The 25,988-nt window shown below is 38.2% G+C and carries 29 protein-coding genes; 24 read left to right on the plus strand and 5 right to left on the minus strand.

The genetic code is table 11. From position 1 onward, the window contains the following. The first annotated feature begins 1 nt into the window (after nucleotide 1). The gene (locus tag ACTTKV_RS00900; RefSeq protein WP_442548802.1) at nucleotides 2–541 is read left to right on the plus strand and encodes a hypothetical protein; all 540 of its coding nucleotides are present in this window, start codon (nucleotides 2–4) and stop codon (nucleotides 539–541) included. Between the two features lie 2 nt (nucleotides 542–543). On the opposite strand, the gene ACTTKV_RS00905 is transcribed toward ACTTKV_RS00900, so the two are convergent. Further along, a complete protein-coding gene (locus ACTTKV_RS00905) occupies nucleotides 544–921 on the minus strand; it encodes a hypothetical protein (RefSeq protein ID WP_442548803.1) in 378 nt (125 codons plus the stop codon). A gap of 262 nt (nucleotides 922–1,183) precedes the next feature. Here ACTTKV_RS00905 and argH point away from each other — a divergent pair, with 262 nt between their 5' ends. After that, the gene (gene argH / locus ACTTKV_RS00910; protein ID WP_442548804.1) at nucleotides 1,184–2,584 is read left to right on the plus strand and encodes an argininosuccinate lyase; all 1,401 of its coding nucleotides are present in this window, start codon (nucleotides 1,184–1,186) and stop codon (nucleotides 2,582–2,584) included. A gap of 254 nt (nucleotides 2,585–2,838) precedes the next feature. Here argH and ACTTKV_RS00915 read toward each other — a convergent pair whose 3' ends face one another. Beyond that, a complete protein-coding gene (locus ACTTKV_RS00915) occupies nucleotides 2,839–3,192 on the minus strand; it encodes a histidine triad nucleotide-binding protein (protein WP_194173228.1) in 354 nt (117 codons plus the stop codon). A 118-nt stretch (nucleotides 3,193–3,310) separates the two neighbouring features. Here ACTTKV_RS00915 and pheS point away from each other — a divergent pair, with 118 nt between their 5' ends. The 9 genes from pheS (at nucleotide 3,311) to ACTTKV_RS00960 (ending at nucleotide 13,767) form a co-directional block, all read left to right on the plus strand. Next, nucleotides 3,311–4,306, plus strand: coding sequence for a phenylalanine--tRNA ligase subunit alpha (pheS, locus tag ACTTKV_RS00920; protein ID WP_442548805.1), 996 nt, complete (start codon nucleotides 3,311–3,313; stop codon nucleotides 4,304–4,306). Then, complete coding sequence (gene pheT / locus ACTTKV_RS00925) at nucleotides 4,303–6,639, plus strand: phenylalanine--tRNA ligase subunit beta (protein ID WP_442548806.1); 2,337 nt, start codon at nucleotides 4,303–4,305, stop codon at nucleotides 6,637–6,639. The genes pheS and pheT overlap by 4 nt, the downstream gene beginning before the upstream one ends. Further along, a complete protein-coding gene (gene aroA, locus ACTTKV_RS00930; protein WP_442548807.1) occupies nucleotides 6,636–7,913 on the plus strand; it encodes a 3-phosphoshikimate 1-carboxyvinyltransferase in 1,278 nt (425 codons plus the stop codon). The genes pheT and aroA overlap by 4 nt, the downstream gene beginning before the upstream one ends. After that, nucleotides 7,903–8,727, plus strand: a complete 825-nt coding sequence (locus tag ACTTKV_RS00935; protein WP_442548808.1) for a 4-hydroxy-3-methylbut-2-enyl diphosphate reductase — start codon at nucleotides 7,903–7,905, stop codon at nucleotides 8,725–8,727. The genes aroA and ACTTKV_RS00935 overlap by 11 nt, the downstream gene beginning before the upstream one ends. Before the next feature lie 80 nt (nucleotides 8,728–8,807). Next, the gene (locus ACTTKV_RS00940) at nucleotides 8,808–10,484 is read left to right on the plus strand and encodes a 30S ribosomal protein S1 (protein WP_442548809.1); all 1,677 of its coding nucleotides are present in this window, start codon (nucleotides 8,808–8,810) and stop codon (nucleotides 10,482–10,484) included. A gap of 5 nt (nucleotides 10,485–10,489) precedes the next feature. Beyond that, nucleotides 10,490–10,972 carry a hypothetical protein gene (locus ACTTKV_RS00945; RefSeq protein WP_442548810.1) on the plus strand — a complete coding sequence of 161 codons (483 nt, stop codon included), beginning with the start codon at nucleotides 10,490–10,492 and terminating at the stop codon, nucleotides 10,970–10,972. Then, nucleotides 10,966–12,546 (plus strand): phosphoglycerate dehydrogenase, encoded by a 1,581-nt coding sequence (gene serA, locus ACTTKV_RS00950; protein WP_442548851.1) that lies wholly within the window; start codon nucleotides 10,966–10,968, stop codon nucleotides 12,544–12,546. The genes ACTTKV_RS00945 and serA overlap by 7 nt, the downstream gene beginning before the upstream one ends. Before the next feature lie 18 nt (nucleotides 12,547–12,564). Then, complete coding sequence (gene efp / locus ACTTKV_RS00955; protein WP_442548811.1) at nucleotides 12,565–13,131, plus strand: elongation factor P; 567 nt, start codon at nucleotides 12,565–12,567, stop codon at nucleotides 13,129–13,131. Nucleotides 13,132–13,155: 24 nt separating this feature from the next. Next, the gene (locus ACTTKV_RS00960; protein ID WP_442548812.1) at nucleotides 13,156–13,767 is read left to right on the plus strand and encodes a DUF4304 domain-containing protein; all 612 of its coding nucleotides are present in this window, start codon (nucleotides 13,156–13,158) and stop codon (nucleotides 13,765–13,767) included. Nucleotides 13,768–13,812: 45 nt separating this feature from the next. On the opposite strand, the gene ACTTKV_RS00965 is transcribed toward ACTTKV_RS00960, so the two are convergent. Beyond that, nucleotides 13,813–14,070, minus strand: coding sequence for a SelT/SelW/SelH family (seleno)protein (locus ACTTKV_RS00965; protein ID WP_262367575.1), 258 nt, complete (start codon nucleotides 14,068–14,070; stop codon nucleotides 13,813–13,815). Between the two features lie 83 nt (nucleotides 14,071–14,153). Between ACTTKV_RS00965 and ACTTKV_RS00970 the strand changes: the two genes are divergently transcribed. The 3 genes from ACTTKV_RS00970 (at nucleotide 14,154) to ACTTKV_RS00980 (ending at nucleotide 16,040) form a co-directional block, all read left to right on the plus strand. Then, a complete protein-coding gene (locus tag ACTTKV_RS00970) occupies nucleotides 14,154–14,705 on the plus strand; it encodes a DJ-1 family glyoxalase III (protein WP_442548813.1) in 552 nt (183 codons plus the stop codon). A 224-nt stretch (nucleotides 14,706–14,929) separates the two neighbouring features. Further along, the gene (locus ACTTKV_RS00975) at nucleotides 14,930–15,175 is read left to right on the plus strand and encodes an RNA recognition motif domain-containing protein (protein ID WP_054196268.1); all 246 of its coding nucleotides are present in this window, start codon (nucleotides 14,930–14,932) and stop codon (nucleotides 15,173–15,175) included. Beyond that, nucleotides 15,153–16,040 carry a glutamate--tRNA ligase family protein gene (locus ACTTKV_RS00980; RefSeq protein ID WP_442548814.1) on the plus strand — a complete coding sequence of 296 codons (888 nt, stop codon included), beginning with the start codon at nucleotides 15,153–15,155 and terminating at the stop codon, nucleotides 16,038–16,040. The genes ACTTKV_RS00975 and ACTTKV_RS00980 overlap by 23 nt, the downstream gene beginning before the upstream one ends. A gap of 1 nt (nucleotide 16,041) precedes the next feature. Here ACTTKV_RS00980 and sppA read toward each other — a convergent pair whose 3' ends face one another. Next, nucleotides 16,042–16,905 (minus strand): signal peptide peptidase SppA, encoded by an 864-nt coding sequence (gene sppA, locus ACTTKV_RS00985; RefSeq protein WP_442548815.1) that lies wholly within the window; start codon nucleotides 16,903–16,905, stop codon nucleotides 16,042–16,044. Next, nucleotides 16,893–18,110 carry an aminofutalosine deaminase family hydrolase gene (gene mqnF / locus ACTTKV_RS00990; RefSeq protein WP_442548816.1) on the minus strand — a complete coding sequence of 406 codons (1,218 nt, stop codon included), beginning with the start codon at nucleotides 18,108–18,110 and terminating at the stop codon, nucleotides 16,893–16,895. The genes sppA and mqnF overlap by 13 nt, the downstream gene beginning before the upstream one ends. Before the next feature lie 84 nt (nucleotides 18,111–18,194). Here mqnF and aroQ point away from each other — a divergent pair, with 84 nt between their 5' ends. The 10 genes from aroQ to ACTTKV_RS01040 are packed head-to-tail and all read left to right on the plus strand — an operon-like array spanning nucleotide 18,195 to nucleotide 25,967. Continuing rightward, entirely contained in the window at nucleotides 18,195–18,674 is a 480-nt protein-coding gene (gene aroQ, locus ACTTKV_RS00995) for a type II 3-dehydroquinate dehydratase (RefSeq protein ID WP_442548817.1), read from the plus strand. Next, complete coding sequence (locus tag ACTTKV_RS01000) at nucleotides 18,671–19,696, plus strand: M24 family metallopeptidase (RefSeq protein WP_442548818.1); 1,026 nt, start codon at nucleotides 18,671–18,673, stop codon at nucleotides 19,694–19,696. The genes aroQ and ACTTKV_RS01000 overlap by 4 nt, the downstream gene beginning before the upstream one ends. Beyond that, nucleotides 19,693–20,169 (plus strand): 2-amino-4-hydroxy-6-hydroxymethyldihydropteridine diphosphokinase, encoded by a 477-nt coding sequence (gene folK, locus ACTTKV_RS01005; RefSeq protein ID WP_442548819.1) that lies wholly within the window; start codon nucleotides 19,693–19,695, stop codon nucleotides 20,167–20,169. Before ACTTKV_RS01000 ends, folK begins: the two co-directional genes overlap by 4 nt. Nucleotides 20,170–20,178: 9 nt before the next feature. Further along, the gene (flhF, locus tag ACTTKV_RS01010; protein WP_442548820.1) at nucleotides 20,179–21,537 is read left to right on the plus strand and encodes a flagellar biosynthesis protein FlhF; all 1,359 of its coding nucleotides are present in this window, start codon (nucleotides 20,179–20,181) and stop codon (nucleotides 21,535–21,537) included. Then, the gene (locus tag ACTTKV_RS01015; protein ID WP_442548821.1) at nucleotides 21,530–22,396 is read left to right on the plus strand and encodes a P-loop NTPase; all 867 of its coding nucleotides are present in this window, start codon (nucleotides 21,530–21,532) and stop codon (nucleotides 22,394–22,396) included. The genes flhF and ACTTKV_RS01015 overlap by 8 nt, the downstream gene beginning before the upstream one ends. 13 nt (nucleotides 22,397–22,409) lie before the next feature. Then, complete coding sequence (locus ACTTKV_RS01020; protein ID WP_442548822.1) at nucleotides 22,410–22,754, plus strand: hypothetical protein; 345 nt, start codon at nucleotides 22,410–22,412, stop codon at nucleotides 22,752–22,754. Then, nucleotides 22,726–23,430, plus strand: a complete 705-nt coding sequence (locus ACTTKV_RS01025; RefSeq protein ID WP_442548823.1) for an RNA polymerase sigma factor FliA — start codon at nucleotides 22,726–22,728, stop codon at nucleotides 23,428–23,430. Before ACTTKV_RS01020 ends, ACTTKV_RS01025 begins: the two co-directional genes overlap by 29 nt. Next, nucleotides 23,430–24,533 carry a flagellar motor switch protein FliM gene (gene fliM, locus ACTTKV_RS01030; RefSeq protein ID WP_442548824.1) on the plus strand — a complete coding sequence of 368 codons (1,104 nt, stop codon included), beginning with the start codon at nucleotides 23,430–23,432 and terminating at the stop codon, nucleotides 24,531–24,533. The genes ACTTKV_RS01025 and fliM overlap by 1 nt, the downstream gene beginning before the upstream one ends. After that, complete coding sequence (gene fliY, locus ACTTKV_RS01035; protein ID WP_442548825.1) at nucleotides 24,523–25,371, plus strand: flagellar motor switch protein FliY; 849 nt, start codon at nucleotides 24,523–24,525, stop codon at nucleotides 25,369–25,371. Before fliM ends, fliY begins: the two co-directional genes overlap by 11 nt. Continuing rightward, the gene (locus ACTTKV_RS01040) at nucleotides 25,371–25,967 is read left to right on the plus strand and encodes a TIGR00730 family Rossman fold protein (protein ID WP_442548826.1); all 597 of its coding nucleotides are present in this window, start codon (nucleotides 25,371–25,373) and stop codon (nucleotides 25,965–25,967) included. Before fliY ends, ACTTKV_RS01040 begins: the two co-directional genes overlap by 1 nt. Nucleotides 25,968–25,988: the final 21 nt, after the last annotated feature.

A 25,988-nucleotide genomic window follows, 5' to 3' on the forward strand; every position in this document is an offset into this window, starting at 1 on the left:
TTTGAAATTTGGAGAACTTTATAGCGTCGTAGCAGCCGCACTTGCTGCAAATTTTAATAGCATTTTGGATGTTTCATCTTTTATGCGTATCAAAAAGACAAATGCGTGGATAACACAGACAAATAGTGAGGCAAATAAAAAAGGTAACGAGCTTTATGCTAAATTTATCAAAGATGAGAGCAGTGCAGCTTTATGTGATGATTTTGTCATTTTAAAGTCAAAATTTGAGGCGAGCTACTATTTTTCATCTGCAAAAGATGATCTAGCTCAGTTTTATAAGGCTATAAATTTTCAGCCAAAAATGGGTGAAGTTGATAGTATCTCAAATCAACTAATCTTAATAGCAAATATTTTAAAAAATGAGGCAACGATTGAGTCTATGAAACTTCTTGCAGCCTTTAGCGTCTCGTTTTTCTTACCTTTTGCCGAGCAACTTTCAAAAGACATTGAGCAAAATGCTGCTAGCAATTTCTATAAATCAATGGGTTATTTTTTGGAGGATTTTTGTTTGGTATTAAAGACTATTATTGGCAAGGCTTAGTTTTAAGCTTGTGCCATTTCTGTCATTTGAGTTTTAATGCTTAAAATATTATTTTGGATTGCTGATTGCTCTAAATTTAAGTAATGAAGCATTTGCATAGAGTCACGATCCTTTAGGCGTTGAATACCTAAAATTTGATGTGTAAGATCCATTTTTTGATCTTGTAATTTTACTAAATCTTTTTGTAACTGTGTGACATTGATTTCTAGAGTAGTTTTGGTATTCTCCCTTTGTTCTACATGCACTTCGTTACTTCTAACGATATCTTTTTTGCCATAGCTAGAAGATACCAATATGCTTGTTTTTGAGCTATTTGAAGAGATAGATGTAAAACCATCGTGATAAAAAATATTTGAGTTCATGTTCGCATCTATTTGCATATCACCCTCCTTTAGATATCTCGTTTGTATCTTAAAAACTATATCGGCAAATATCAAAGAAAACTAAAATAGTTTTTAAAAAGTTATGCAAAGAATTATATTTTAATAACCTTAAAGCCAAATTATATTTATAACTTTTTTGCAACTATAAAATATCTTTATGTGATATTTGATATATCAAAGCACTTATCTAAATGTAATTAAAATGCCCAGTTAAGCACTATTTTGTTAAAATCGCAAAAACTAATTAAAAGGCAAAGATATGAAAAAAGATGAAAATACACACAAAAAGATGTGGGAAGGTAGATTTAGCGAAGCTAGCTCAAAGTTGCTTGAGACTTTTAACGCTTCTATAAATTTTGATAAAAATCTTTTTGAAGAAGACATTGCTGGAAGCAAGGCTCACGCAAAGATGCTTGGAATTTGTGGCATCTTAAGGGAAGATGAGGCTAGGGCTATCATAAACGGACTTGATGTAGTTTTGGATGAGATAAGATCAGGCAAATTCGAGTTTAGAATAGAAGATGAAGATATACACATGGCAGTTGAGAAGCGTCTTAGTGAGCTTATAGGCAGTGAGCTTGGCGGCAGACTGCACACTGCAAGAAGTAGAAATGACCAAGTCGCACTCGATTTTAGACTGCACGTTTTAAGGAAAAATATAGAAATTTCAACACTTATAAAAGAGCTTATCGTCACACTTGTAAATTTAGCCAAAAACCACAAAGATACGCTCATGCCAGGCTATACGCACCTTCAGCATGCTCAACCAGTAAGCCTCAGCTATCATTTGTTAGCATATGCATTTATGTTTAAAAGAGATTTTGAGCGTTTTGTGAGCTCTTATGAACGAAACAACCTAAGCCCACTTGGCTCAGCCGCTCTTGCTGGCACACCGCATAAGATAGATAGAAGCGTGGTTGCAAGCGAGCTTGGCTTTGCAGGTTGTACACAAAATGCAATGGATAGCGTGAGCGACCGTGACTTTGCGCTGGAAATTTTATTTAACATTAGCGTTTTTATGACGCATGCTTCTAGACTTTGTGAGGAGCTTATACTTTGGAGCTCGCAAGAATTTGGCTTTGTAAGTATTAGTGACGCTTACAGCACAGGCAGCTCTATAATGCCACAGAAGAAAAACCCTGACGTTGCCGAACTCATCCGTGGCAAAACTGGACGTGTAAATGGAAATTTAGTGGCGCTTCTGACAACGATGAAAGGCTTGCCACTTGCTTATAATAAAGATATGCAGGAAGATAAAGAGGGCGTGTTTGATAGCGTTGCGACCATTTTAAGCTCGGCCACTATCCTAAATGAGATGATAAAAACAGCAAAATTTAATAAACAAAATATGCTAAAAGCGACAAAAACTGGGCATTTAAGTGCGACTGACTTGGCAGATTATTTAGTGCGCGAGAAAAATATCCCATTTAGGACAGCTCACTTTATAGTAGGTAAAGCTGTCGCAAAGGCTGAAAGTTTAGGGCTTGATTTGAGCGAGTTAAACGAAGAGCAGCTAAAAAGCGTTGATGATAATTTAGATGCAAAAGCCGTTAAATTTCTTGATTTGCATGCTTCAAAAGAGGCACGTTGTTCGCAGGGCGGAACTTCAAACAAAAGCGTAGATGAACAAATAGAAATTTTAGATGCATGGCTTAAATAAAAAGAACTATATTTTGTGAAAATTTATGGATTTTAATGGCTAAAATTTAAAACAAGAATGTCTAAAACTCGATCAATATGGGTTTTGAAGAGCTATTTGAGGCTATCAAAATTGCTGAGAAATAAACTAAATTTAGTTGTTTTATAGAGCTTTGTGGATTGTTTGCATTAAAATTTATAAAAAGTTATCTTTGTTTGAAATTTATGAATTAGATTAAAATTTAGACTCTATTCTGAGTCTAAATTTGTGAGTTATTAAAATGTGCTTTGTGGATCAGCTACGCCTTCGCTCCAGCCAAGCTTTGCCCCACCAAGTAGGTGAAAATGCAGATGCATAACTTCTTGACCGCCGTTTTCACCGCAGTTTGTGATGAGGCGGTATCCGCTCTTATCAACACCCATCAATGTAGCGACTTCTTGGATAAATTTTGTCATCTCGCCCATCAAAACCGGATCCATCTCTTGGATATTTTTGTAGTGTTTTTTTGGGATGATGAGGATGTGGATCGGTGCTTTTGGATTTATGTCGTTGAAAGCTAGAAATTTCTCGCTTTCAAGCACCTTGTTACAAGGAATTTCACCAGCTACGATCTTTTCAAATATGGTCATTTTAGCTCCTTTGAAATTTTGCAAAATTATATCAAAGTGTGCTTAAATTTCGTGCTTTTTATCTTGATTTTAACTCTTTTTCTATAAAATCGACTCAAAAACTTACAAAGGTAAAAAATTGCAAGATTTCGTTAATAAAATCAAAAATGAAATTTCAACGCTTGATGATTTGGAAAAAGTCAGAGTTGAAATTTTTGGCAAAAAGGGCATCTTAGCTCAAGGTTTTGCAAAGCTTAAAGAGCTTGGCGAGGATGAAAAAAAAGATTTTGCAGCAAATTTAAATAGGCAAAGAGACGAGCTTGGTGCATTAATAGAAGCAAGAAAGGCAGAGCTTAGCGAGCAAGAGATAGATGGCAAGATGAAAAAAGAAGCTGTCGACATTACGCTTTTTAATGAGCCTGTTGCCAGTGGTGCACTACACCCAGTTATGGCTACTATGGACAAGATAATAGAGTACTTTTTGACTCTAAATTTCTCGCTTGAGACCGGACCGCTTATCGAAGATGATTTTCATAACTTTGAAGCCCTAAATTTACCAAAATATCACCCAGCAAGAGATATGCAAGATACATTTTACTTAGATGATTTTAGGCTTTTAAGGACGCATACAAGCCCAGTTCAGGTGCGAACTATGCTAAATCAAAAGCCACCAATTCGTATGATAGCTCCTGGCACAGTCTTTAGACGTGATATGGACTTAACGCATACACCGATGTTTCACCAAGTAGAAGGTCTTGTGGTGGAAGATGCTGAAAAGGTGAGCTTTGCAAATTTAAAATCAATGCTTGAGGATTTTTTAAAACATATGTTTGGCGATGTGCAAGTGCGTTTTCGTCCTAGCTTTTTCCCATTTACGGAGCCTAGTGCGGAGGTTGATATTAGTTGTATATTTTGCCATGGCAAAGGTTGCAGGGTTTGTAAGCAAACTACTTGGCTTGAAGTGCTTGGATGCGGAGTCGTTGACCCAAATGTATTTAAAGCAGTTGGCTATAAAAATGTAAGTGGATATGCCTTTGGCCTTGGTGTTGAAAGGTTTGCGATGTTGCTTCATAGAGTGCCTGATTTGAGGTCACTTTTTGAGGGAGATTTAAGATTGTTGGAGCAGTTTAAATGATAATTTCAAAGCATTGGTTAAGTGAATGGATCGACCTTAGTGAGGTTAGCGGCGAAACACTTTTAAAAACACTAAATTCAATTGGCCTAGAGGTTGATAGTTATAAAGAGATAAATTTACCAAAGAGTATCGTAGTTGGCTACATAAAAAGTAGAGAAAAACATCCAGATGCTGATAAGCTAAGTGTTTGTCAGGTGGATGTTGGCGGAGAGACACTTCAGATCGTCTGCGGAGCTAAAAATGTTGAAGCTGGTCAGTTCGTGCCAGTCGCACTTATTGGTACGACTATGCCAAATGGTCTTGAGATTAAAAAAGCAAAGCTAAGAGGTGTTGAGTCAAGCGGCATGATCTGCTCTTCAAGCGAGCTTGGACTTCCAAAAATAAATGATGGAATTTTGCCACTAGATGAAAGTATTGGTAAGCTAAAACTTGGTACAAGCCTTAGCGAATTTGAGGTCTTTAGAGATACGATAATCGAAGTTGATGTCACAGCAAATAGAGGTGATTGCCAAAATTTACATGGCATTGCAAGAGAAATTTGCACAGCACTTGATCTAAGCATGAAAGAGAGTCATGAAAGCGAAGAAAGTGAAAATTTACTAGGCATCGGTAGGATCGCATCTGTCCGAGCAGAAGAGAAGGTAAATGGTTCGTTTTTATATAAGGCTTTTGAGTTAAAAAGTGGTTTAAATGAAAATTTATTAACTCGCATGCGTTTGGCTTTGATAGAGTGTCAAAAGACAAATTTAGTAGAGAGATTGCTTGAATATGCAACGTTTTGCACAGGTGTTTTATTTAGAGCTTATGATCATGCTAAGCTTGCAAATGATAGTGAAAAGATAGCTTTTGACATAAAAAATGGCGAAAATGGCGAATGTGTGATTTATTGCGGAGGTAAAAATTTAGGTGCCGCTGGAATATTTCAAAGTGACGAGGCAAGAGTTGGTGAAGATTCAAAAGTGATTTTGGTAGAGGCTAGCTACGTCAAGCCAGATGTTGTTTCAAAAGCTATTTTTGAAAATAAAAATTTACCAAAAGGCGATCAGGTCTATCGCTCGACACGTGGCAGTGAGCCAAATTTGGCTTATGGGGCGGATTATTTGTTTAAAAGACTTGCTGGCTTTAAAGATGGGCTAAATCTTTTTGCTGGTGCACAGCAGTTATTTTTAAATATTGAGCCAATAACCCTAAATATCTCTCTTGTTGAGCTTAAAAACATGATCGGACAAGAGATCGCCAGAAATGATGTAGTAAAAATTTTAAAGAAACTTGGCTTTGAGATCGGCATAAATGTCGAGCAAGAGAGCTTTAATGTAAAAGTGCCGTTATTTCGCCACGACATCATAAATTCTCATGATATTTGCGAAGAGATAGTAAGAATAATAGGTATCGATAATATCGCGTCAAAGCCGTTAAATTTCTCTGAGAAAAATAGGCTAAATAAGACATATTTTGATTATAAAAATGCTCTAAATTTAAGACACAGTGCTGCTGATAATGGATTTTTTGAAAGCGTGCATTATGTATTTGATAGCCAAGATGAGCTCAGTGAGCTAAATTTCAAGCCATGCAAGGTCAAGATATTAAATCCTATAAACAACGAGCTAAATACGCTTAGACCAACTCTTGCCAATCATCTCTTGAGCTCGAGTGAAAAAAATATCAAAAATTCTAAACGCTCAGTTAGATTATTTGAACTTGGAGAAGTTTTTGATGAAGACGCAAGTCAAGGTCTAAATTTAGGCTTTGTTGTATCTGGGCTTTTAAAAGAGCCGACATTGATAAATGGCGCAAAAGGTGAGGACGCAAATTTTTATGCTTTTGCTTCGATGGTGCAAAATGTCATAGGTAAATTTGAGCTCAAACCTTGCTGCGAAATTTCATATCTTAGCCCTTATGAGCAGGCTCATATCTATCAAAATAATGAAAAGATAGGCTATATCGGTAGAGTTGATGCGCGAGTCGAAGCAAAGAGAGATCTGCCAAGAACTTATATCTGCGAGATAGATTTTACCAAGCTTAAATTTGAACCTATTTTGGCTACTCCTTATTCTAAGTTTCAAAGCACCACAAGGGATCTTAGCCTTATTGTGCCTGAAAATTTTGAGGCTGGACGAATTTATGAGTGCATAAGAGGACTAAATTTAAAAGAGCTAAAAGAATTTTTACCGGTTGATATTTATAAAGATGCGAAGCTAAATGGCTCAATCAGTCTTAGTTTGAAATTTACATTTCAGGATATGGAAAAAACACTTGAAGATGATGATATAAACGCACTTATGGATAAAATTTTAAATGAGCTAAAAGATAAACTAAATATCGGAATAAGATGAAAATTTACCCATTAGACAAAAGTTTAAATTTAACCATAGATGATATTGCTGCGGATAAGTCCATTTCGCATAGATGTGCAATATTTTCGCTTTTAAGCGATAAGCCATCTCGCGTTAGAAACTACCTAAGAGCGGGTGATACGCTAAATACTTTAAAGATAGTCCAGCTCTTAGGTGCAAAGATCGAGGACAACGGCTCTGAGATAATGATCACTCCGCCACAAAAGATAAAGGAGCCAAGTGAAATTTTAGAGTGTGGTAACTCTGGTACGGCAATGAGGCTTTTTATGGGATTACTGGCCGCACAGGATGGATTTTTTGTGCTAAGCGGTGATAAATATTTAAATTCTCGTCCGATGGCAAGGATAGCAAAGCCTCTAAGCGATATGGGTGCAAAGATAGATGGTGCAAACAACGCAAACAACGCCCCACTTTGTATAAGAGGGACGAAATTTGAAAGATTTAGTTTTGATAGTAAGATCGCCTCAGCTCAGGTAAAAAGTGCGCTTTTGCTGGCGGCACTTTATTCAAATGGCTGCAAATTTAGCGAGCCAGAGCTAAGTAGAGATCATACTGAGCACATGCTTGCAGGCATGGGAGCTGATATAAAACGTGGCGACCTAGAGATTACATTAGAGCCGATGAGTTCGCCACTCGCACCACTTGATATAGACGTACCAAACGATCCAAGCTCGGCATTTTTCTTTGCGGTCGCAGCTCTAATCATCCCAAATTCGCATATTGTTTTAAAAAATATCTTGCTAAATAAAACTCGCATCGAAGCTTATAAGATTTTAGAAAAAATGGGCGCTGAGATAAAATTTCACAAAACCTCAAGCAAGTACGAAGATATTGGTGATATCGAGGTTAGATACTCGCCAAATTTAAAAGGCGTAGAGGTTAGCGAAAATATCTCGTGGCTCATCGACGAAGCCCCAGCTTTAGCTATTGCATTTGCCTGCGCCAAGGGCCAAAGCAAGCTAACAAATGCAAAAGAGCTTCGTGTAAAAGAGAGTGATAGGATAGCTGTCACGATAAATGCATTAAAGCAGTGCAGTGTCGATGCTAGTGAGCTTGAAGATGGTTTTATCATAAATGGCTCTGAGGCTAAATTTGCCACTATAGATAGCTACGGAGATCACAGGATCGCCATGAGCTTTGCCATACTTGGACTAAAATGTGGCATGCAGATAGAAAAGAGCGAATTTATCGCCACTTCATTTCCAAATTTTGCTGAAATTTTAAAGAAAATGGGAGCTAAAATTGAAAATTGAGCTTGCTAGTAGCTATGGATTTTGTTTTGGCGTGAAAAGGGCGATAAAGATAGCTGAAAATGCTGGAGATGCGGCAACTATAGGGCCACTCATTCACAACAATGAAGAGATAAATAGACTTGAGAAAAACTACAATGTAAAGACGCTTGATGGCATAAATGAGCTAAAGGATGAGAAAAAGGCGATCATCCGTACCCATGGCATCACTAAAAACGACCTAGCCGAGCTAAAAAAGACAGACATAAAAGTGATAGATGCTACTTGTCCATTTGTGACAAAGCCGCAGCAAATTTGTGAAAAAATGAGCGAAGAGGGTTATGATGTGGTTATCTATGGCGACGAACACCACCCTGAGGTAAAGGGCGTGAAGTCATACGCCAAGGGAAATGTCTATGTTGTGCTTGAAGAGAGCGAGCTAGAGGGTATTAAATTTAAGCAAAAGGTCGCTCTTGTTAGCCAAACGACTAGAAAAGTTGAGAAATTTATGCAGATCGCAAACTACCTCATGCTTCATGTAAAAGAGGTGCGAGTTTTTAACACTATCTGCAACGCGACATTTGAAAATCAAGAGGCTGCTAAAAATTTAGCAAAGCGTGCTGACGTGATGATAATCATCGGCGGAAAAAATAGCTCAAACACAAAACAACTCTACCTAATATCTAAAAATTTCTGCGAAGATAGCTACCTGATAGAAAGCGAAGAAGAGCTCGAAAGATCATGGTTTGATGGCAAAAAATTGTGTGGCATAAGTGCGGGTGCTAGCACACCTGACTGGATCATACAAAAAGTCGTTGATAGAATCAAAAAAGTATAAAATTTATAGTAGCTAAAGCCACAATTAACTATAATAAGCCGATTTGCCTCTACTGGCATAATAAAATTTAAAGGATCAAGATGGCTGTGAACAAAAGTGTTCAATTAGGAAAAGCAAAAGACGAAGATATCGAAGATATTGATTTTGCTGCGATGTTAGAGGAGTCTTTTAAAAAGACTGAAGAAGATAGTGACGCAAAGATCGTCAGTATCAATGGTGATGAGGTTTTAATCGATGTTGGCAAGAAGTCAGAAGGCATTTTGAATCTTTCTGAGATCACTGACGCAAACGGAAACCTGACGCATAAAGTTGGCGATACGATCAAAGTTGTTATAACTGGATCAAGAAATGGAAGACCTATAGTATCGCATAAAAAAGCACTTAGAAAAGAGAAAGTTAAAGCTTTCATCGAAGCTTACGATCCTGAAAATTCTGATGAAATCGAAGTAAAAGTAGTCGGAAAAAATAAAGGTGGTTTTATCACTCAAGACGCAAATGGCGTAGAATTTTTCTTGCCAAGAACACACAGCGGATTCAAAAATGCCGAAGGTGTAGTTGGAAAATCATATAAAGTAAGAGTTATAAAAGTAGATAAAGAAGAAAATAGTATCGTTGTCTCAAGAAAGAAAATTTTAGATGACGACCGCAAAAAACGCAAAGAAGCCCTATCAAGCATAGTAGAAAACGATAATGTTATAGAGGGTACAGTTAAGAAAATCACAACTTATGGTATGTTTGTTGATGTTGGTGGAGTCGATGGGCTTGTGCATTACAGCGAGATAAGCTACAAAGGCCCAGTAAATCCTAGCTCTTTATACAAAGAAGGCGATAAAGTTTTAGTTAAAGTTATTAGCTACGACAACGAAAAACGCCACCTATCTCTATCTATAAAGGCAGCTACTCCAGATCCTTGGGAAGAGATCATAAGCGACGGCCTTGAAGTTGGTGATACTATAAAAGTAACAGTTAGCAACATCGAGCCTTATGGTGCTTTTGTCGATCTTGGAAATGATATTGAAGGATTTTTACATATATCTGAAATTTCATGGGACAAAAATATCAAAAATCCAAAAGATCACATCAGTGAAGGCCAAGAGATCGATGTTGAGGTTATCGAAATAGACGCAAAAGGACACCGCTTAAGAGTGAGCCTTAAAAATTTACTTCCAAAGCCATTTGATGAATTTAAAGCTAAATTTAAAGAGGGCGACATAGTAAAAGGCGTTGTAACAACTATCACAAATTTTGGTGCATTTGTTAGAGTAGGCTGCGTTGAGGGCTTGCTGCACAATGAAGATGCATCTTGGGATAGAAACGACAAATGCAAAGATATGTTCAAAGCTGGCGACGAGCTTGAGGTAAAGATCATCAAAATCGACAGCGCTGAGCAAAAAATTTCTCTAAGCCTAAAAGATCTAAAACAAAGTCCAGTTCAAGCATTTGCTAATAAATTTAGTGTAGGCGACATCGTAAAAGGAACGATCCGTGACATTAAAGAGTTTGGCGTATTTGTTGAGCTTGGCGATAATGTCGATGCGCTAATCCGCAAAGAAGATCTAGGTAGTGTAGATGCTAGCACGTTAAAGATCGGCGATGAGATCGAGGCTGCTATAGCATTTATCGATGAGAAGAAAAATAGAATTCGCCTAAGCATACGCCGTTTGGCAAAACAAAAAGAGCGTGAAGTGTTAAATGAGATCAACGACAACGACGACAAAGTAACACTTGGCGACATTATAAAAGAACAATTACGCTAGTATAAATGGGCAGACGCACACTTTTATTAGTAGTTGTTCTGCTCTTTGTGATATTGGGTTTGGTTGGAATTTATCTTGTTAAATTTGCAAGCGTAAATTTCAGCCAGATCCCAGAAAACAATATAACAAACGAGCAAAATATAACCAAAAACACAGCCGGCAGTGAAAACTGGATCAACGAGCTGGCAACTATTAAGAAAAAAGATTACGTATTGCCTGTAAATGAAATTTTTATAGAATACAACCGACCTAAGATAGAAAAGCCAAAGATCACAGCATATGAACTTATGATAGATAAAAACGACATCTACTCCATGTTTTGCTTGATGCAGACTTTGCGAAATAGCGAGGTTGATTTCACTGTTGTAAAAGACGGCGCCAAGAGCCAGATCTTTTTAAATACTCAAGACTCAAAGTTGCTTCAAAATATCATACTGCAGCTAAGAGTTTACGACATCCACTCAAGTGTAAGAGAGGTAAAATTATGAAAACTATCATTGTTTGCGACGCGATACACCCAATAGGTTTTGAGCTTTTAAAAAAAGAGCAAGATATAAATATAATAGACGCAGTTAATACCCCTAAAGATGAGCTTTTAAAAATTTTAGGTGAGGCCGATGTGGCGATCACTAGAAGCTCGACTGAGGTAAATGAGGACTTTTTAAATTCTGGCAAAAAGCTAAAAGCTATCGTTAGAGCCGGTGTTGGCGTGGATAACGTTGATATAGAAGGCTGTTCAAGAAGAGGTATCATCGCTATGAACGTCCCAACTGCAAACACTATCGCAGCAGTCGAACTAACCATGGCTCACATGCTAGCAGCTGCAAGATCGCTCGAGTATGCTCACAACGACTTAAAGCTAGATAGAATTTGGAAGCGTGAGAAGTGGTACGGGGTTGAGCTGTTTAAGAAAAAGCTTGGCGTGATAGGCTTTGGAAATATTGGCTCAAGAGTGGCAGCACGCGCAAAAGCTTTTGGCATGGATATCATCGCATACGACCCATATATCGATCCATCTAAAGTCATTGATATGGGCGGCACTTACACTAAAAATTTTGATGACATTCTAGCATGTGACTTCATCACGATCCATACTCCAAAAACCAAAGAGACCACTGACATCATCGGTGCAAAAGAGATAGCTAAGATGAAAGATGGCGTAAGGCTTATAAACTGCGCTAGGGGCGGTCTTTATAATGAAGAAGCGCTTTATGAAGGGCTAAAAAGTGGTAAGGTAGCTTTTGCTGGCATCGATGTCTTTACAAAAGAGCCAGCGACAAGTCATCCGCTTCTTGATCTAGACAATGTAAGTGTTACTCCGCACCTTGGTGCAAATACCCTTGAGTCACAGCGCAACATCGCAGTTGAGGCAGTGGAGCAAGCTATCTCAGCGGCACGTGGCATAAGCTATCCAAACGCTCTAAATTTACCGATCAAAACAGAAGATCTACCGCCATTTGTTGAGCCTTATATCGAGCTTACTAGCAAGATGGCATTTCTTGCAGCACAGATCAATAAAAGCGCTATCAAGGCTATCCGCATAGAAACTCACGGTCAAATCAGCGAATATGCAAACTCACTGCTAACATTTGCCATAGTTGGTGCACTAAAAGAGAGTCTAGGTGATGCGATAAACTATGTAAATGCCAAATTTTTATGCGATGAAAAAGGCATAGTGACAGAAACCATTGCCGGTGGTGATAGCATTTTTAAAAATAAAATTACTGTTCGCATAACGACCGAAAAAGGCATCGCAACAGTTGGCGGCACGGTATTTGGTGAAAATCAGCAACGCATTGTGACAATCAACGGCTTTAAGACTGACTTCAAGCCAAAAGGTAAGATGATCATCTTTAAAAACCATGACGTACCAGGCGTTATCGCTCAGATCAGTAAAATTTTAGCTGACGAGAAGATAAACATCGCAGACTTCCGCCTTGGCAGGGACGAGCATGGCATGGCACTTGCTGTCATATTAGTTGATGAACATATAAAAACAGAAACGCTAGAGAGATTAAACGCGCTTGAAGCTTGCGTTTGGGCTCAATACGCAGTTATATAAATTTTGAAAGGATAAAAAATGGCTTCATATTCAATGGGTGATCTAAAAAAGGGATTAAAGATAGAAATCGACGGTGTTCCTTATAAAATCGTAGAATATCAACACGTAAAACCGGGCAAAGGTGCAGCTTTTGTTCGTGCAAGGATCAAATCTTTCATCGATGGAAAGGTGCTTGAAAAGACTTTTCACGCAGGTGATAAGTGCGAGCAACCACATCTTGAAGAAAAAGAGATGCAGTATCTTTATGATGATGGAGAGTTTTGTCAGTTTATGGATACAGCTACTTATGAGCAAGTTGCGATCAGCGATGAGGATGTGGGTGACGCTAAGAAATGGATGATTGACGGCATGATGGTTGAAATTTTATTTCACAATGGCAATGCGATCGGCGTTGAAGTACCTCAAGTAGTCGAGCTAAAGATAGTTGAGACTCCACCAAATTTCAAGGGCGATACACAAGGCGGCAAAAAGCCAGCTACTCTTGAGAGCGGCGCGGTAGTTCAAATACCATTTCACGTACTAGAAGGCGAGGTCATCCGTGTGGATACAGTTCGTGGCGAGTATATCGAGCGCGCAAATAAATAATCGCAAATTTGGCACGTTAAATTTATGAAAGAGAAATTTGACGAGCTTATTGCTCTGCTAAAGCCGCTATTTAAGGATAATGGCTTTAGCAAGAGCGCCTTAAATTTCTACAAAAACACTTCAAACTTTATCTACGTTATAAATTTTCAAAAAAGTAGCTGGAATGACTCTGCGCACACAAGATTTTATATAAATTGTGGCATTTATGGCTCACTTATAGAGGCTGCTCTTGGTAAAGAAGCACTTAGCAAGCCAAAAGAGTATGAGTGCCATTTTAGAGCCAGAGTACATGAAATTTCTCATACAGCTACTGCATACTACGAGCTAGAGCCAGATAGTGACGTGGCTAAAATTTATGAAAATTTAGCAAATGATCTTAGCTTTGTTTTTAAATTTTTCAAGCAAAATAGCTCGGAGGAAAATTTAATAGAATTAATGCTTGATAAAAATGGTCTTGCAGCGATAAATCAGTTCTATGAGTATCTTTTGATAAAAGAAAAAAGCGAAATTTTAGCCTCTCATGCTAAAAGGCTCTACACAAAGTATGGCAATGAAGAAAGATGGGTAAAATTTGAAAACCAAATAAATGAACTACTTAGAAAATACAAAAAAGATAAGATAAATTTTAAAGAGTAAATTTAGAGCAGAAAACGAGGCAATTGCTTGCCCCGCTAGTTAGCATTAAGCTGACTTTTCTTTAAGATATTTATTTATAAGAGTTGTGATCTCTTCACCGTGAGGAAATCTCGCTTCATCGTTTCCGATGCGATCTTTCTTAGAAAATATAACATCTCCATTAACCTCGACGATGAAATTTCCACCATCACCTATAGCTAGTTCAACTCTTGCATCACTAAAGTTCGTTTTTATTTCATCTTCTACACGAGAAGCTACCGGACGATAGTTTCAAGAGTTGCAGTAAATAATTTTTACTTGCATGCTCTGTCCTTTCTTGTGAAATAAGCCAAAATTATATAGAATTTTATTTAACAAACAGGCAATACTACTTCAAAGGAAAAGTCATGAAAAAAATAGCTGTGATTTTGGCTGACGGATTTGAGGAGATAGAGGCACTAACTTCTGTTGATGTTTTGCGTAGAGCTGGAGCGATAGCTTCTATTGTCGGGCTAAATGATGCAAATATCAAGGGATGTCACAATATATACGTAAAAGCCGATGTGACGCTTCGTGAAATGAGAGAGCTAGACTATGATGCGATCATCCTTCCTGGCGGACTCCCAGGAGCTAGCAACCTAGCAAATGACGCAAGACTTAAAGAAATTTTGCGAAATTTTGATAAAGGCAATAAGCTTATTTGTGCTATTTGTGCTGCTCCTATGGTGCTTGAGGGTGCTGGCGTACTCAAAGACCGTTTTGTTTGCTACCCAGGATTTGAAGAAAATGTAAGAAGCGACAAAAGAGGCTACGTGAGCGATAAAAACGTGCTAAAAGATCAAAACATCATCACAGGAAAGGGTCCTGCATTTTCAATGGAATTTGCGCTTTTTATAGTTAAAAATTTACTTGGCGATGAAGTCTATCTTAAAGTAAAGAATGATTTACTTTATAAATAGTTTATAAAAAAAATATAATTTTTTATTTAATTATTATATTTAAACTTAAGAATAAATTTTATTTAGTGTAATAGACTAAAACACCGCAGTGTTGTAATTTGTATCTTTTAAGGATATTTTTTAAAAATTTGTAATAAATTTTTGCTTTTTGACATCATTTTGACGAAAATTAGCTATTATCACACTAACCGAATAAATCGGTAATTTTTTTAAGGAACACTCCTGTGAATATTTATGTAGGAAATTTGTCGTATAGAACGACAGAGGCAGAATTGAAGGAAGCTTTTGCACAATTTGGTGAAGTAAAGCGAGCAAAAATAGTAAAAGATAGAGAAACTGACCGCTCAAAAGGCTTTGGCTTTGTTGAAATGGACGATGCAAATGAGGGACAAAGAGCCATAGATGCATTAAATGAAAAAGAGCTAGGCGGACGTACTTTAAGAGTAAATGAGGCTAGACCAAGGGATTAATGACTATTTGCCACCAGATGGTGGCATAGTCTCTCGTATCGCTCCTACACCAAGCGGATTTTTACATGCTGGTAACGCTTATAACTTCATCCTAACTTATCTTTTGGCACATTCAGTAAGTGGCATTTTACACTTACGTATTGATGACTATGACCTTAGTAGATACCGGCGCGAGTTCGTTCAAAATATCTTTGATGTTTTAGAATTTTTGGGGCTTGAATGCGATAAAGGGCCTACTTGCACGAGTGATTTTGAGCAAAATTTTAGCTTCAAAGTAAGAGCTAAAAGATATGAAGATGTACTTGAAAAACTAGATGAAATTTATATCTGTGAATGTTCAAGGACTACAAAGGGTGCCTATAAAAACGGCATTTACACCAAAATATGCAAAGATAAAAATCTTAAATTTATAAAAGATAAAACCACCATTAGGCTAAGCATTGATGAAAACGATGATCTTGGCAAAGCTGTATCAGCGCAAATGGGCGATTTTGTGATTTATAAAAAAGATTTTACGCCAGCTTACAACTTTGCAAGCGTGATAGATGACGAGGATATGGGCGTAAATTTGGTTATTAGAGGGGAAGATCTGCTGCCTTGCACACTAGCTCAAAGATACCTTGCAAAAAGGCTAAAATTTAACTTCTCAGAGGCTACTTTTATTCATCATAAGCTACTTTTAAAAGATGGCAAAAAGCTATCCAAAAGTTCAAAATCACCGCCCATCGATCTAAGATCTAATCCGCAAATTTATTACAAAATATTAGCAGATGATCTTGGGCTGGACATCAAATCAACAGATAAAATTGCAAATCTACTTTACGAGTTTAAGCTAAAAAATATAGCTAAAAATTTTTGGCAATAAGCTATTTAATCTTTGTCTCAAAAAATGCACTAAAAAGCGAGTTTATGCCTTGCTTTGTAAATTTATCCATTATTTTTTCAATAGCTGGTTTTTCTTGCCAGATAGGCTCATCTACCATGCTTAGGTGTGCTAGAGTATCTTGAGCGTCAAAGTAGTTACCAAGGCTATCAATTAGGCCCATTTTAAGGGCATTGTGAGCTAAAAAGACCCTTGCGTTTGCCCACTCGTCTTTTTTATTTACATCCAAATTTCTAGCTGCCGCAACGTCGCTTACAAAGAGCATATAAGCGTCATTTACAAGCCCTTGCAGGCTCTCACGCTCCTGCTTGCTCCAGCTCCTCATAAAGGTGCCAGCCTCTTTAAACTCGCCAGCCTTTACCACCTGCTCGCTCACGCCTAGATTTTTGGCTAAATTTTCGATGTTTGCCCCTTGCATGATGACGCCGATCGAGCCTATGAAAGCTCCTGGATTTGCGACAATAGTATCGGCATTTACGCCAGCGTAGTAGCTGCCACTTGCCATGTTGCCAGCTGCGTAAGCGAGCACTTTTTTGCTCTCCTTTAGCCTCTTGACCGCCATAGCAAGCTCTACACTGGGACTTAGTGAGCCGCCTGGGCTGTCGATGTAGAGTAGCACGCCTTTGATGTTGTTATCAAGCCTTGCTTTTTCTAGCGACTCTAAGATCTCACTTGTGTCAAGTATTGTGCCGACGATGTCTATACGGGCTAAATTTGGCTCTTTTATCTTGCCACTTGGCGCAAATACGAAAAATAAAATAAGCAGAAATATGAGCGCCTTAAAGTAGTTGTTGATAAATTTAAAAATTCCAAAAATTCCTCTAAAAATAAGCCTTAAAATTTGCAAATTTTGCCTCCGATATATAGTTTTTTAGCTTCGTTTGTGTGAAGTATGAGCTGTAATATTAGCTCGCTGTCATCGCACTCTAGGTCGTTATAGACGGCAAGATCAGCCGCGCGTCCTGCTTTTATCTCGCCGTTATTTGTCCTAAGTGCCTTTGCGCCTCCATGTGTTGCAGCGACAAAAAGCCTAGTGGCAAGCTCGTTTAGATCAAGGCTAGCGTGGGTAAATAGAGCAGCTCTTAGTTCATGCCAAAAATTTAGGCTGATATTTGAGCTAAGGCCGTCTGTGCCGATGTTTAGACTGACGTTATTTTTGAAAATTTCTTTTAAATTTAGCGCCTTTTTGCCAAGTAGCCTGTTTGAAACGGCACAGTGTGTAACGCTGTGATGAGGCTTAAATTTGGCAAAATCACTCACATAAACGCAGTGCGTAAATAGCGTATTTATCTCACGAAACATCGCAAAATAGCCCTCCGAGCTATACATCGGCTTTGGATCCGGGCTAAATCTTAAAAGATGTTTTTTAAACCCTCCGGTGCCACGCTCCAACCACTGCTTTTCAGCCTTGCTCTCTAAAAAGTGCGTACTAACAAGCAAATCATCTTTTTTGGCGATCTCAAGGGTAGCTTTGGCGAGTCTCGGGTGCACAGAGTAGGGCGAGTGCAGTGAGATAGCTGGGGTGAAATTTTTACTTTTATAGCCCTTTGTCTTTTCAAATTTGGCTAAGAAATTTTGCAAATTTTGTTCGCACATCTGCTCGTTTGAGCCTAAAATTTCACTAAAAAGCACGACTTTTAGCGGGCTAGCGGCTAAAATTTCAAGATCCGAGCCAAAGCTAGATATCTCGCCAATGGTGCAAACTCCGCTTTTTAGTAGAGAATTTATAGCCCCGCTCATTGCTTTTTTGGCGTCCATTTTGGCTAGCTCGCCGCCTTTATCGATAATAGAGCCAAGCCACTTTATAAAGTCGCCATATTTTAGGGTGCTGACATTTGAACTAAACTCTAAATGAACGTGCGTATTTACGAAGGCCGGGGCGATCACGCTGTCACCAAAGTCGCAAATTTTCGCCTCTTTAAATTTCTTTTGCGCCTCTTTTTCGTTTAAAATTTCTAAAATTTTATCGTCCTCAATGACGACACAGAAATTTCTTAAAATTTTTGGATTTTCTCCGCCAGTGATAATCTTTTTTGCTTTTAGAATTTCCATTTTTGGCCTTAAATTTTTGTTATTGTAGCGAAAATTTAGGAACGAAAATGTATAATTTAGGCTATTTAATCAAAAAGGAGTGACATGGATAAGAAGCTAAAAATAATGGTTATCCAAGGCCCAAATATCAACATGCTTGGTGCTAGAGAGCCAGGAATTTACGGCGTTATGAAGATGGAGGACATCCACTCTCAAATGAAGATTGTCGCCGATCAAAATGACGTCGAGATCGAGTTTTTTCAAAGCAACCTTGAGGGCGAGCTAGTTGATAAGATCCAAGAGTGCTTGGGCGATTCTGATGGCATCATCATAAACCCAGCCGCTTACACTCACACATCAATAGCTATCCGTGATGCACTAAGTGCGGTCGCTTTACCGGTTATCGAGGTGCATATCAGCAACGTTTATAGAAGAGAAGAATTCCGCCACAAAAGCCTTATCGCGCCAGTTGCAGCAGGCCAGATCGTGGGCTTTGGACCAGTTGGCTATCATTTAGCAATGATAGGTATGCTTCAAATTTTTGAGCAGATAAAAGCAGTAAGAGCAAATCAAAACGCACAATGAATTTCATCTTAAAGGACGAAAACGCCGTATTTTATGAGTGTGGTTATAGCTGCGACAACGAGTTTTTGCTATGCCTTGATGGCGTGAAATACTTTTTCACGGACGCGAGGTATTACTTCGAGGCAAAAAGCTGCGTAAATGCTGGCGTGGTCGTTCTTTTAGCGCAGAGAAATTTAATAAGCGAGGTGCGGGCATTTTTAAGAAAGATGAAACCAAAAAGCCTCGTTTTTAACTCTGATGAGCTAAGCTTAAGCGAGTATAATGCGCTTAGCAAGGGTTTTAAGATAAATTTCAAGCCAAAGGCAAATTTCTCTAGGCTAAAGAGAATTTGCAAGAGCGAGGATGAGATAAAAATTTTAAAAAAGGCTAGCGAATTTGGAGCAAAATGCTTTGACGAATTTGCTAAATTTGTCCGTGAAAATGGCGAAGGGATGAGCGAAAAAGAGCTTCATTTTAACGCTTTGCTCATTTTTAGGCAAAAAAACGAGCTAGGTCTTAGCTTTGATCCGATCGTGGCGATAAATGAAAATGCCGCAAAGGCGCATGCGCTACCTGGGGATAAAATTTTAAAAAGAGGCGATTTGTTGCTACTTGACGCTGGGGTTAAATTTAAGCGTTACTGCTCTGATCGCACCAGAACTGCTTACTTTGATAAAAATTTTAACTTCTCAAAAGAGCAGAAATTTGCAAACGCCAAAATGCAAGAAATTTACGAGATCGTAAAGGAGGCTCAGGCTGCTGCGATAAAGGTCGCAAGAGCTGGCGTGAGGGCGTGTGAGATAGATCTTGCAGCAAGAAATGTGATAGCAAAGGCTGGATATGAAAAGGCCTTTTTTCACTCGACAGGACACGGCGTGGGCGTCGATATACACGAGCTTCCAGTCATCTCAGCAAGGAGTGAAACGCTCATAAAAGAGGGCATGGTCTTTAGTGTGGAGCCTGGAATTTATCTAGAAAATGAATTTGGCGTACGCATCGAGGACGTGGTAGTTGCAAGAGAAGGTGGGTGCGAAATTTTATGAGGCTAGCTGGAGCAAGAAAGATTGTAAAAAGCCGTTTTTGCCCTAGTTTTTTTCATAAAAGAGATGAGTTTAAGTACGAGGCGCTAGTTGGTATGGGTGGCAATATCGGCGATAGTGCAAAGAGGTTTGATAGATTTATAAGAGCGATTACAAGTGATAGCAGATTTTACGTGGTGGAAGTCTCGCCGATCCTTATAAATGCGGCGTTTGGCTACGAGGCACAGGCTGATTTTAGTAACGCTGTTATAAATTTACAAACATCTCTGGGGCCTAGAAATTTACTAAAAATTTTAAGGCATTATGAGAGTAAATTTAAGCGCGTGAGGACATTTAAAAATGCACCACGCACGCTTGATCTGGATATTTTGTATTTTAGTAAAAAAGTCTATAAGACGCCGCGCCTTATCGTTCCACATCCAGGGGCTGATAAGAGGCTTAGCGTGATCGTGCCACTAGGGCTTATGAGAGGTTAAAGGATATAAATGGCTACAAAATTTCATACTTTTGCAGGTGAGAGCACCATCGAGGCTTTGAAAAAGGCTCAAGAAGCGTGCGGCGAGAAGGCCATACTTGTTACAACAAAGCAAATTCAAGCCAAAACGATAAACAAAAAGCCACTTTATGAAATTTTAGTAAGTGTTGAAGAAGACGATGTTAAACAACCACCAAAGCCTAATGCAAAAGCCATAAACTACGAAAACGCTTACTCAAAATTTAGTAAAAACTATGAGCCTCCAAAACCAAAATTTGAGATAAAAGAGGAGCCCGCTAAATTTGAGGCAAAGACGACGTCGCCTGAGCCTTACGATCCAAATGAGAGCGTGCTTTTAAATATCTCGGCTGCTGCAAAAGAGATAAGTACAATTGCAAATGTCGATATGAACGAGATCAAAGAGCCAAATACAAATGGCATGAATAAAAAAATAGACGACGTAGCAAAGCAAGTAAGCGTGCTAAGTGAAAAGATAGGGCTCATAACCGACATGATCTGGGACGAAAAAGCTCCAAATCGCAATAATCTATCGATCCCGCCAGAATTTGCTAGTATCTACAAGCTCGCAAAACAAAGTGGTATGAAAGAAGAGCATTTAGAAGCGATCATGCAAACTACGCTTGAAAATTTGCCAGTTTCTATGAAGAGTAACCCAACTGCGGTAAAAAGGTACTTCTACTCGCTTTTGCGAAATATGCTACCTTGCAGAAAAGAGCTAAGCGACAAAAAACAGCGTATCATGATGCTAGTTGGCCCAACTGGAGTTGGTAAGACGACGACTCTTGCAAAGCTCGCGGCTCGTTTTGCTTACGGTAACGAAAAGCGTTACAAAACAGGCATCATCACTCTTGATACGTACCGTATCGGAGCGGTTGAGCAACTATTTCAATATGCAAAGATGATGAAGCTACCGATCCTTGACGTGATAGAGGTCGAGGACTTTAAAAATGCCATAAAACAGCTTAACTACTGTGATGTTATCCTGATAGACACGACAGGAAATTCGCAATACGACAAAGAAAAACTTGAAAGGCTTGATAAATTTTTAAAGCACAGTGGTGCAAAGATTGATGTAAATTTAGTCCTTTCAGCTGGCTCAAAAGTCGAAGACCTTATGGAAATTTATAATGGATTTTCATTTTTAGATATCGACACGCTCATAATCACAAAATTTGATGAAACAAAAATTTTTGGTAACGTCTTTTCACTGATATACGAGACAAACACGCCTGTTAGCTACTTTAGCGTGGGGCAAGAGGTGCCTGATGATCTGGTCGAGGCGAAGAGCGAATTTTTAGTGGAGTGCGTATTTGATGGCTTTATAAAGCAAAGGGCTGGCGATGAATAACCAAGCACAAAAACTACAAAATTTAGTCCAGTCTCAAAATAAGAGCAAAAATACACATTTTATAGCGATTACGAGTGGCAAGGGCGGTGTTGGTAAGAGCACGATAAGTGCAAATTTGGCAAATGTTTTGTCGCAAAATGGCTATAAAGTAGGGCTATTTGATGCTGATATTGGCCTTGCAAATTTAGATGTCATTTTAAACGTCAAAATGGGTAAAAACCTGCTTCACGTGTTAAAAGGTGAGTGCAATTTAAAAGATATCTTGATACCTATAAATAAAAATTTGATCCTCATCCCTGGTGAAAGTGGTGATGAAATTTTGAAATTTAACAATCAATTTTTATTTGAAAGATTTTTAGACGAGGCGAGCGAGCTTGATGAGCTAGACTTTTTGATCATAGATACTGGTGCTGGAATAGGCGGCAGTACGCAGCTCTTTTTAGAAGCAGCCGATGAGGTCGTGGTGGTGACTGTGCCAGATCCTGCAGCGATAACCGATGCGTACGCTGTTATAAAGATCGTTTCAAGGTTTAAAAGTAGTGAGCTTTTATTGTTAAATATGGTAAAAAATGAGGCTGAGGCGACTAGAATTTATGAAAATATAAAGCGAGTGGCTAACGCAAATATCGGACCCAGCTTAAATTTAGATCTTGTAGGCTACGTAGCTTCTGATAGAAGTGTAGCAAGGAGCATAAAGCAAAGGACGCTCTTTACAGATGACGCTCCATATGCTGATCCTAGTGTACAGATCAAGCAGATAGCTTCGAATTTGCTTTATAGGTTGGAACGAAAAGTGCTTAAAGATGAGCAAAGCAGGAGCTTTGGGGGCTTCTTTAAGCGTTTGATAGAACAATTTTAATGGAGATTGAGCTTTGCGTGCAGAAAATTTTATAGCATTTTTTACGGTTTGTGGTTTTTTTGTGGGTATAGTTTTTACCTTGCTAAAGGTGAGTGAGCCTGTCGAAATGCTTATTTATACGCTAGTTATCACCTTGTTTTTTTACCTTATAATTCACATTGTTATCATGAATTACATTGATGTAAAAAGAGCTTTGAATAAAATTTTTGATAAGCAAAGGCACGAGGAGATCGCAGACTATCTCATCTCTGAGCTAAATACTAGGGAAAAACGTATGGAAAATATCATGGTAAAAATGGCCACTGAAAATTTTGATTCTGGTAAGCGAAATGCACGAACTAAAGCAAAAGCAGCTTAACGCTTATAAAAATACGATAAAAAAAGAACAAGACGAGATTGTCTTAAAATACATGCCAGCATTGCGTGCAATGGCATTTAGGCTAAAAGAGCGTTTGCCATCAAGTATAGATGCAAATGATCTGATAAGTATTGGCGTTGAAGAGATGATAAAGCTTAGTAGGAAGTATGACAAAGAGCAAAATGACTCTTTTTGGGGGTATGGTAAGAAGAGAATTTATGGATCTATGCTTGATTATCTAAGGACGCTTGATGTTGTTAGTAGGAGTGATAGAAAGTTAGTAAAGAGTATAAATAGTGAGATAGATAACTATTTCAATGAGCATGAAGAAGAACCAAGTGATGAGTATTTGGCTGATAAGTTAAATGAAGATATTGAAAAGATAAGAGATGCAAGAGGTGTTAGCGGTATCATAACTATTTTGCCAATAGACGAGCAAATGGAGCTAATTGGTCAAAGCGATGTCGAAAAGAGCATTGAAAGAGAAGATCTTATTCTAAAAATAGAAGAAGCTTTAAAAGATTTTGACGAAAGAGATCAGATGTTGGTTCAGCTTTATTATTATGAAGAGCTAAATTTAAAAGAGATAAGCCAGATCATGAATATCAGCGAGAGTAGAATTTCACAAATTCATAAACGTTTGCTTGATCGTATCAGGCGTAGTTTGGGGGTTTAATGGCTGATATTTTAAGTCAAGAAGAGATAGACGCGCTACTTGAAGTTGTCGATGAAGACGGCGATACGAGTAACATCGAGGTTGAAGAGAGATCGCAGGGCGAACAAAAGCAGATCATTATTTATGATTTTAAGCGTCCAAACCGTGTTAGTAAAGAGCAACTTCGCGCGATAAAAGGCATCCATGATAAGCTTGCTAGAAATTTAGCTAGTCAAATTTCTAGTGTGATGAGAAGTATTGTCGAGATCAGACTTCACAGTGTTGATCAAATGACTTATGGCGAATTTCTGATGAGCTTGCCAAGCCCAACTAGCTTTAACGTCTTTTCCATAAAGCCACTTGATGGAAACTGTGTTTTAGAGATAAATCCAAGTATTGCCTTTCCGATGATAGATCGTTTGCTTGGCGGAACTGGTGAAAATTTCGAGGCAAATAGAGAGCTAACCGACATTGAAGTAAATTTGCTTGATGCGGTGCTTAGAATGATCATGCAGCGTCTAAAAGAGAGCTGGTCGATGATAACTGATATGTACCCAAATGTGGAAGCCAAAGAGAGCAGTCCAAACGTCGTGCAGATTGTATCTCAAAATGAGATTGTCATTATGGTCGTTATGGAGATCATAGTTGGTGGCTCAAGCGGTATGATAAATTTATGCTATCCAGTTATCTACCTTGAACCGATACTCTCACGCCTTGCAAACAGAGACATTATGCTTGGTGAAACAAGTGCAAAAAAAAGTAGAAACAAAGAGTTAAAAACACTTATCGGACGGGCAGAAATTTTATATGAAGCTATACTTGGCAAATCGATCATTAGCGTAAATGAGTTTTTAAATTTAAAAGAAGGCGATATTTTAAGGCTTGATAGAGGAGCTGATGATAAGGCGATTGTTTGTATCGATAAAAAAGAAGTTTTCTTGGCTGAGGTCGGACTTCATAGATTTAGAAAATCTATAAAAATTGAGCAGTTAATACGCTCCGATAAAGATGAGATCAAAAACATCCTAGAAAAATATGAAGAAGAGAGAAAAGCAAAACTAATGGCCTATGAAGCCAACGAACGCAATATGGAAGAAGAAGAGAGTGACGAAGATGATGAATGATTTTTTTAATATATTTTCTAATGAAATAAAAGCTACTATCGAAGGGCTTACAGGTAGAGCTCCAGAAGTTGGTGAGAGAAACGAATTTGATGCACCAACACAAAACGGCATAAAGCCTCCAGCGGTAATGGCTAGCGTTGCTTTAAGCGGAGATATTAATGCTAAAGCAGAGGTTGTATGCACGCCAGTATTAATAAGCGCTGTCAGCGAATGGATGATGGGTGAAGAAGAAATTTCTAGAAATGAAAATTTAGGAAATGATGAGCTTGACGCAGCTAAGGAGATATTTTCAAACCTTTTTAGTGCCTTTAGCACATCTTTGGGTGCTCAAAAGGGTATGCCAAAGATAAATTTTGAAGTAGTAAATGTAAATTTTTTAGATGAAAATTCTTCGCTTGATTTTAGTGTTTATGAAAAACTATTTTTATTTAATGTCAAAATCGAAGATTTAAGTGAGCATATTGGTTTTGCTTGCGACCATTCTCTGATGAAATTTTTTGATCCTACAAAGGTCGAAGCGCCAGCTGCACCTGTAAACACTCCTCATGCAGCTAAGGGTGAATTTAGTGCTGAAGAGATGAGAAATATCGGGCTTATAATGGACGTTAGACTGCCTATTCGTGTTCGTATCGGCTCAAAAAGAATGCTCTTAAAAGATGTTCTTAGTATGGATATTGGTTCTGTTATTGAGCTAAATCAGCTAGCAAATGATCCGCTTGAAATTTTAATCGGCGATAAGGTTATAGCACTTGGCGAAGTGGTGATAATAGACGGAAACTTTGGCATCCAGATCACGCAGATAGGCACAAAACGCGAGAGGCTTCAGCAGTTAAAATAATGAACAATGAACAACTGGTTAATGATCTTTTAAAATTTCCAAGTGTCTTAAAATATAAAAATAAGAATGTAACCTTCTTTGGCTCGGCTAGATTTGAGGAAAATAATTTTTACTGCAAAAAGGCTTACGAGCTAGCCTACAAGCTAAATGAGCTAGGATATGCTATCTTGACCGGAGGCGGAGATGGCATAATGAGAGCTGCAAACAAGGGTGCATTTGATAGCGCAAAGTCTCCAAGTGTCGCACTAAACGTAAGGCTACCGTTTGAACAAAATACAAATCCTTACGTTACTGCAAAATATCTTTTTTCGAATTTAAGCCCAAGAAAATTTGCACTCACCGATAGTTCAGTCGCATTTGTCGTCTTTCCTGGCGGTTTTGGTACGCTTGATGAACTATTTGAAATTTTAGTACTCGCTCAAGTTGGTAGTAAAAAAGTGAAAATTTTTCTTTTTGGAAGCGAGTTTTGGCAAGGGCTTGATGAGTTTATAAAAAATACGCTAGTTAGCCAAAAAACGATAAAAAAAGAAGATATAAATTTATACAAGATCACCGATGATCTAGAGCTTATCGCAAACGAAATTTTGACTATTTAAAAATAAGATATAAAATATCCG

Source organism: Campylobacter sp., assembly GCF_052169515.1.
Classification (GTDB): Bacteria; Campylobacterota; Campylobacteria; order Campylobacterales; family Campylobacteraceae; genus Campylobacter_A.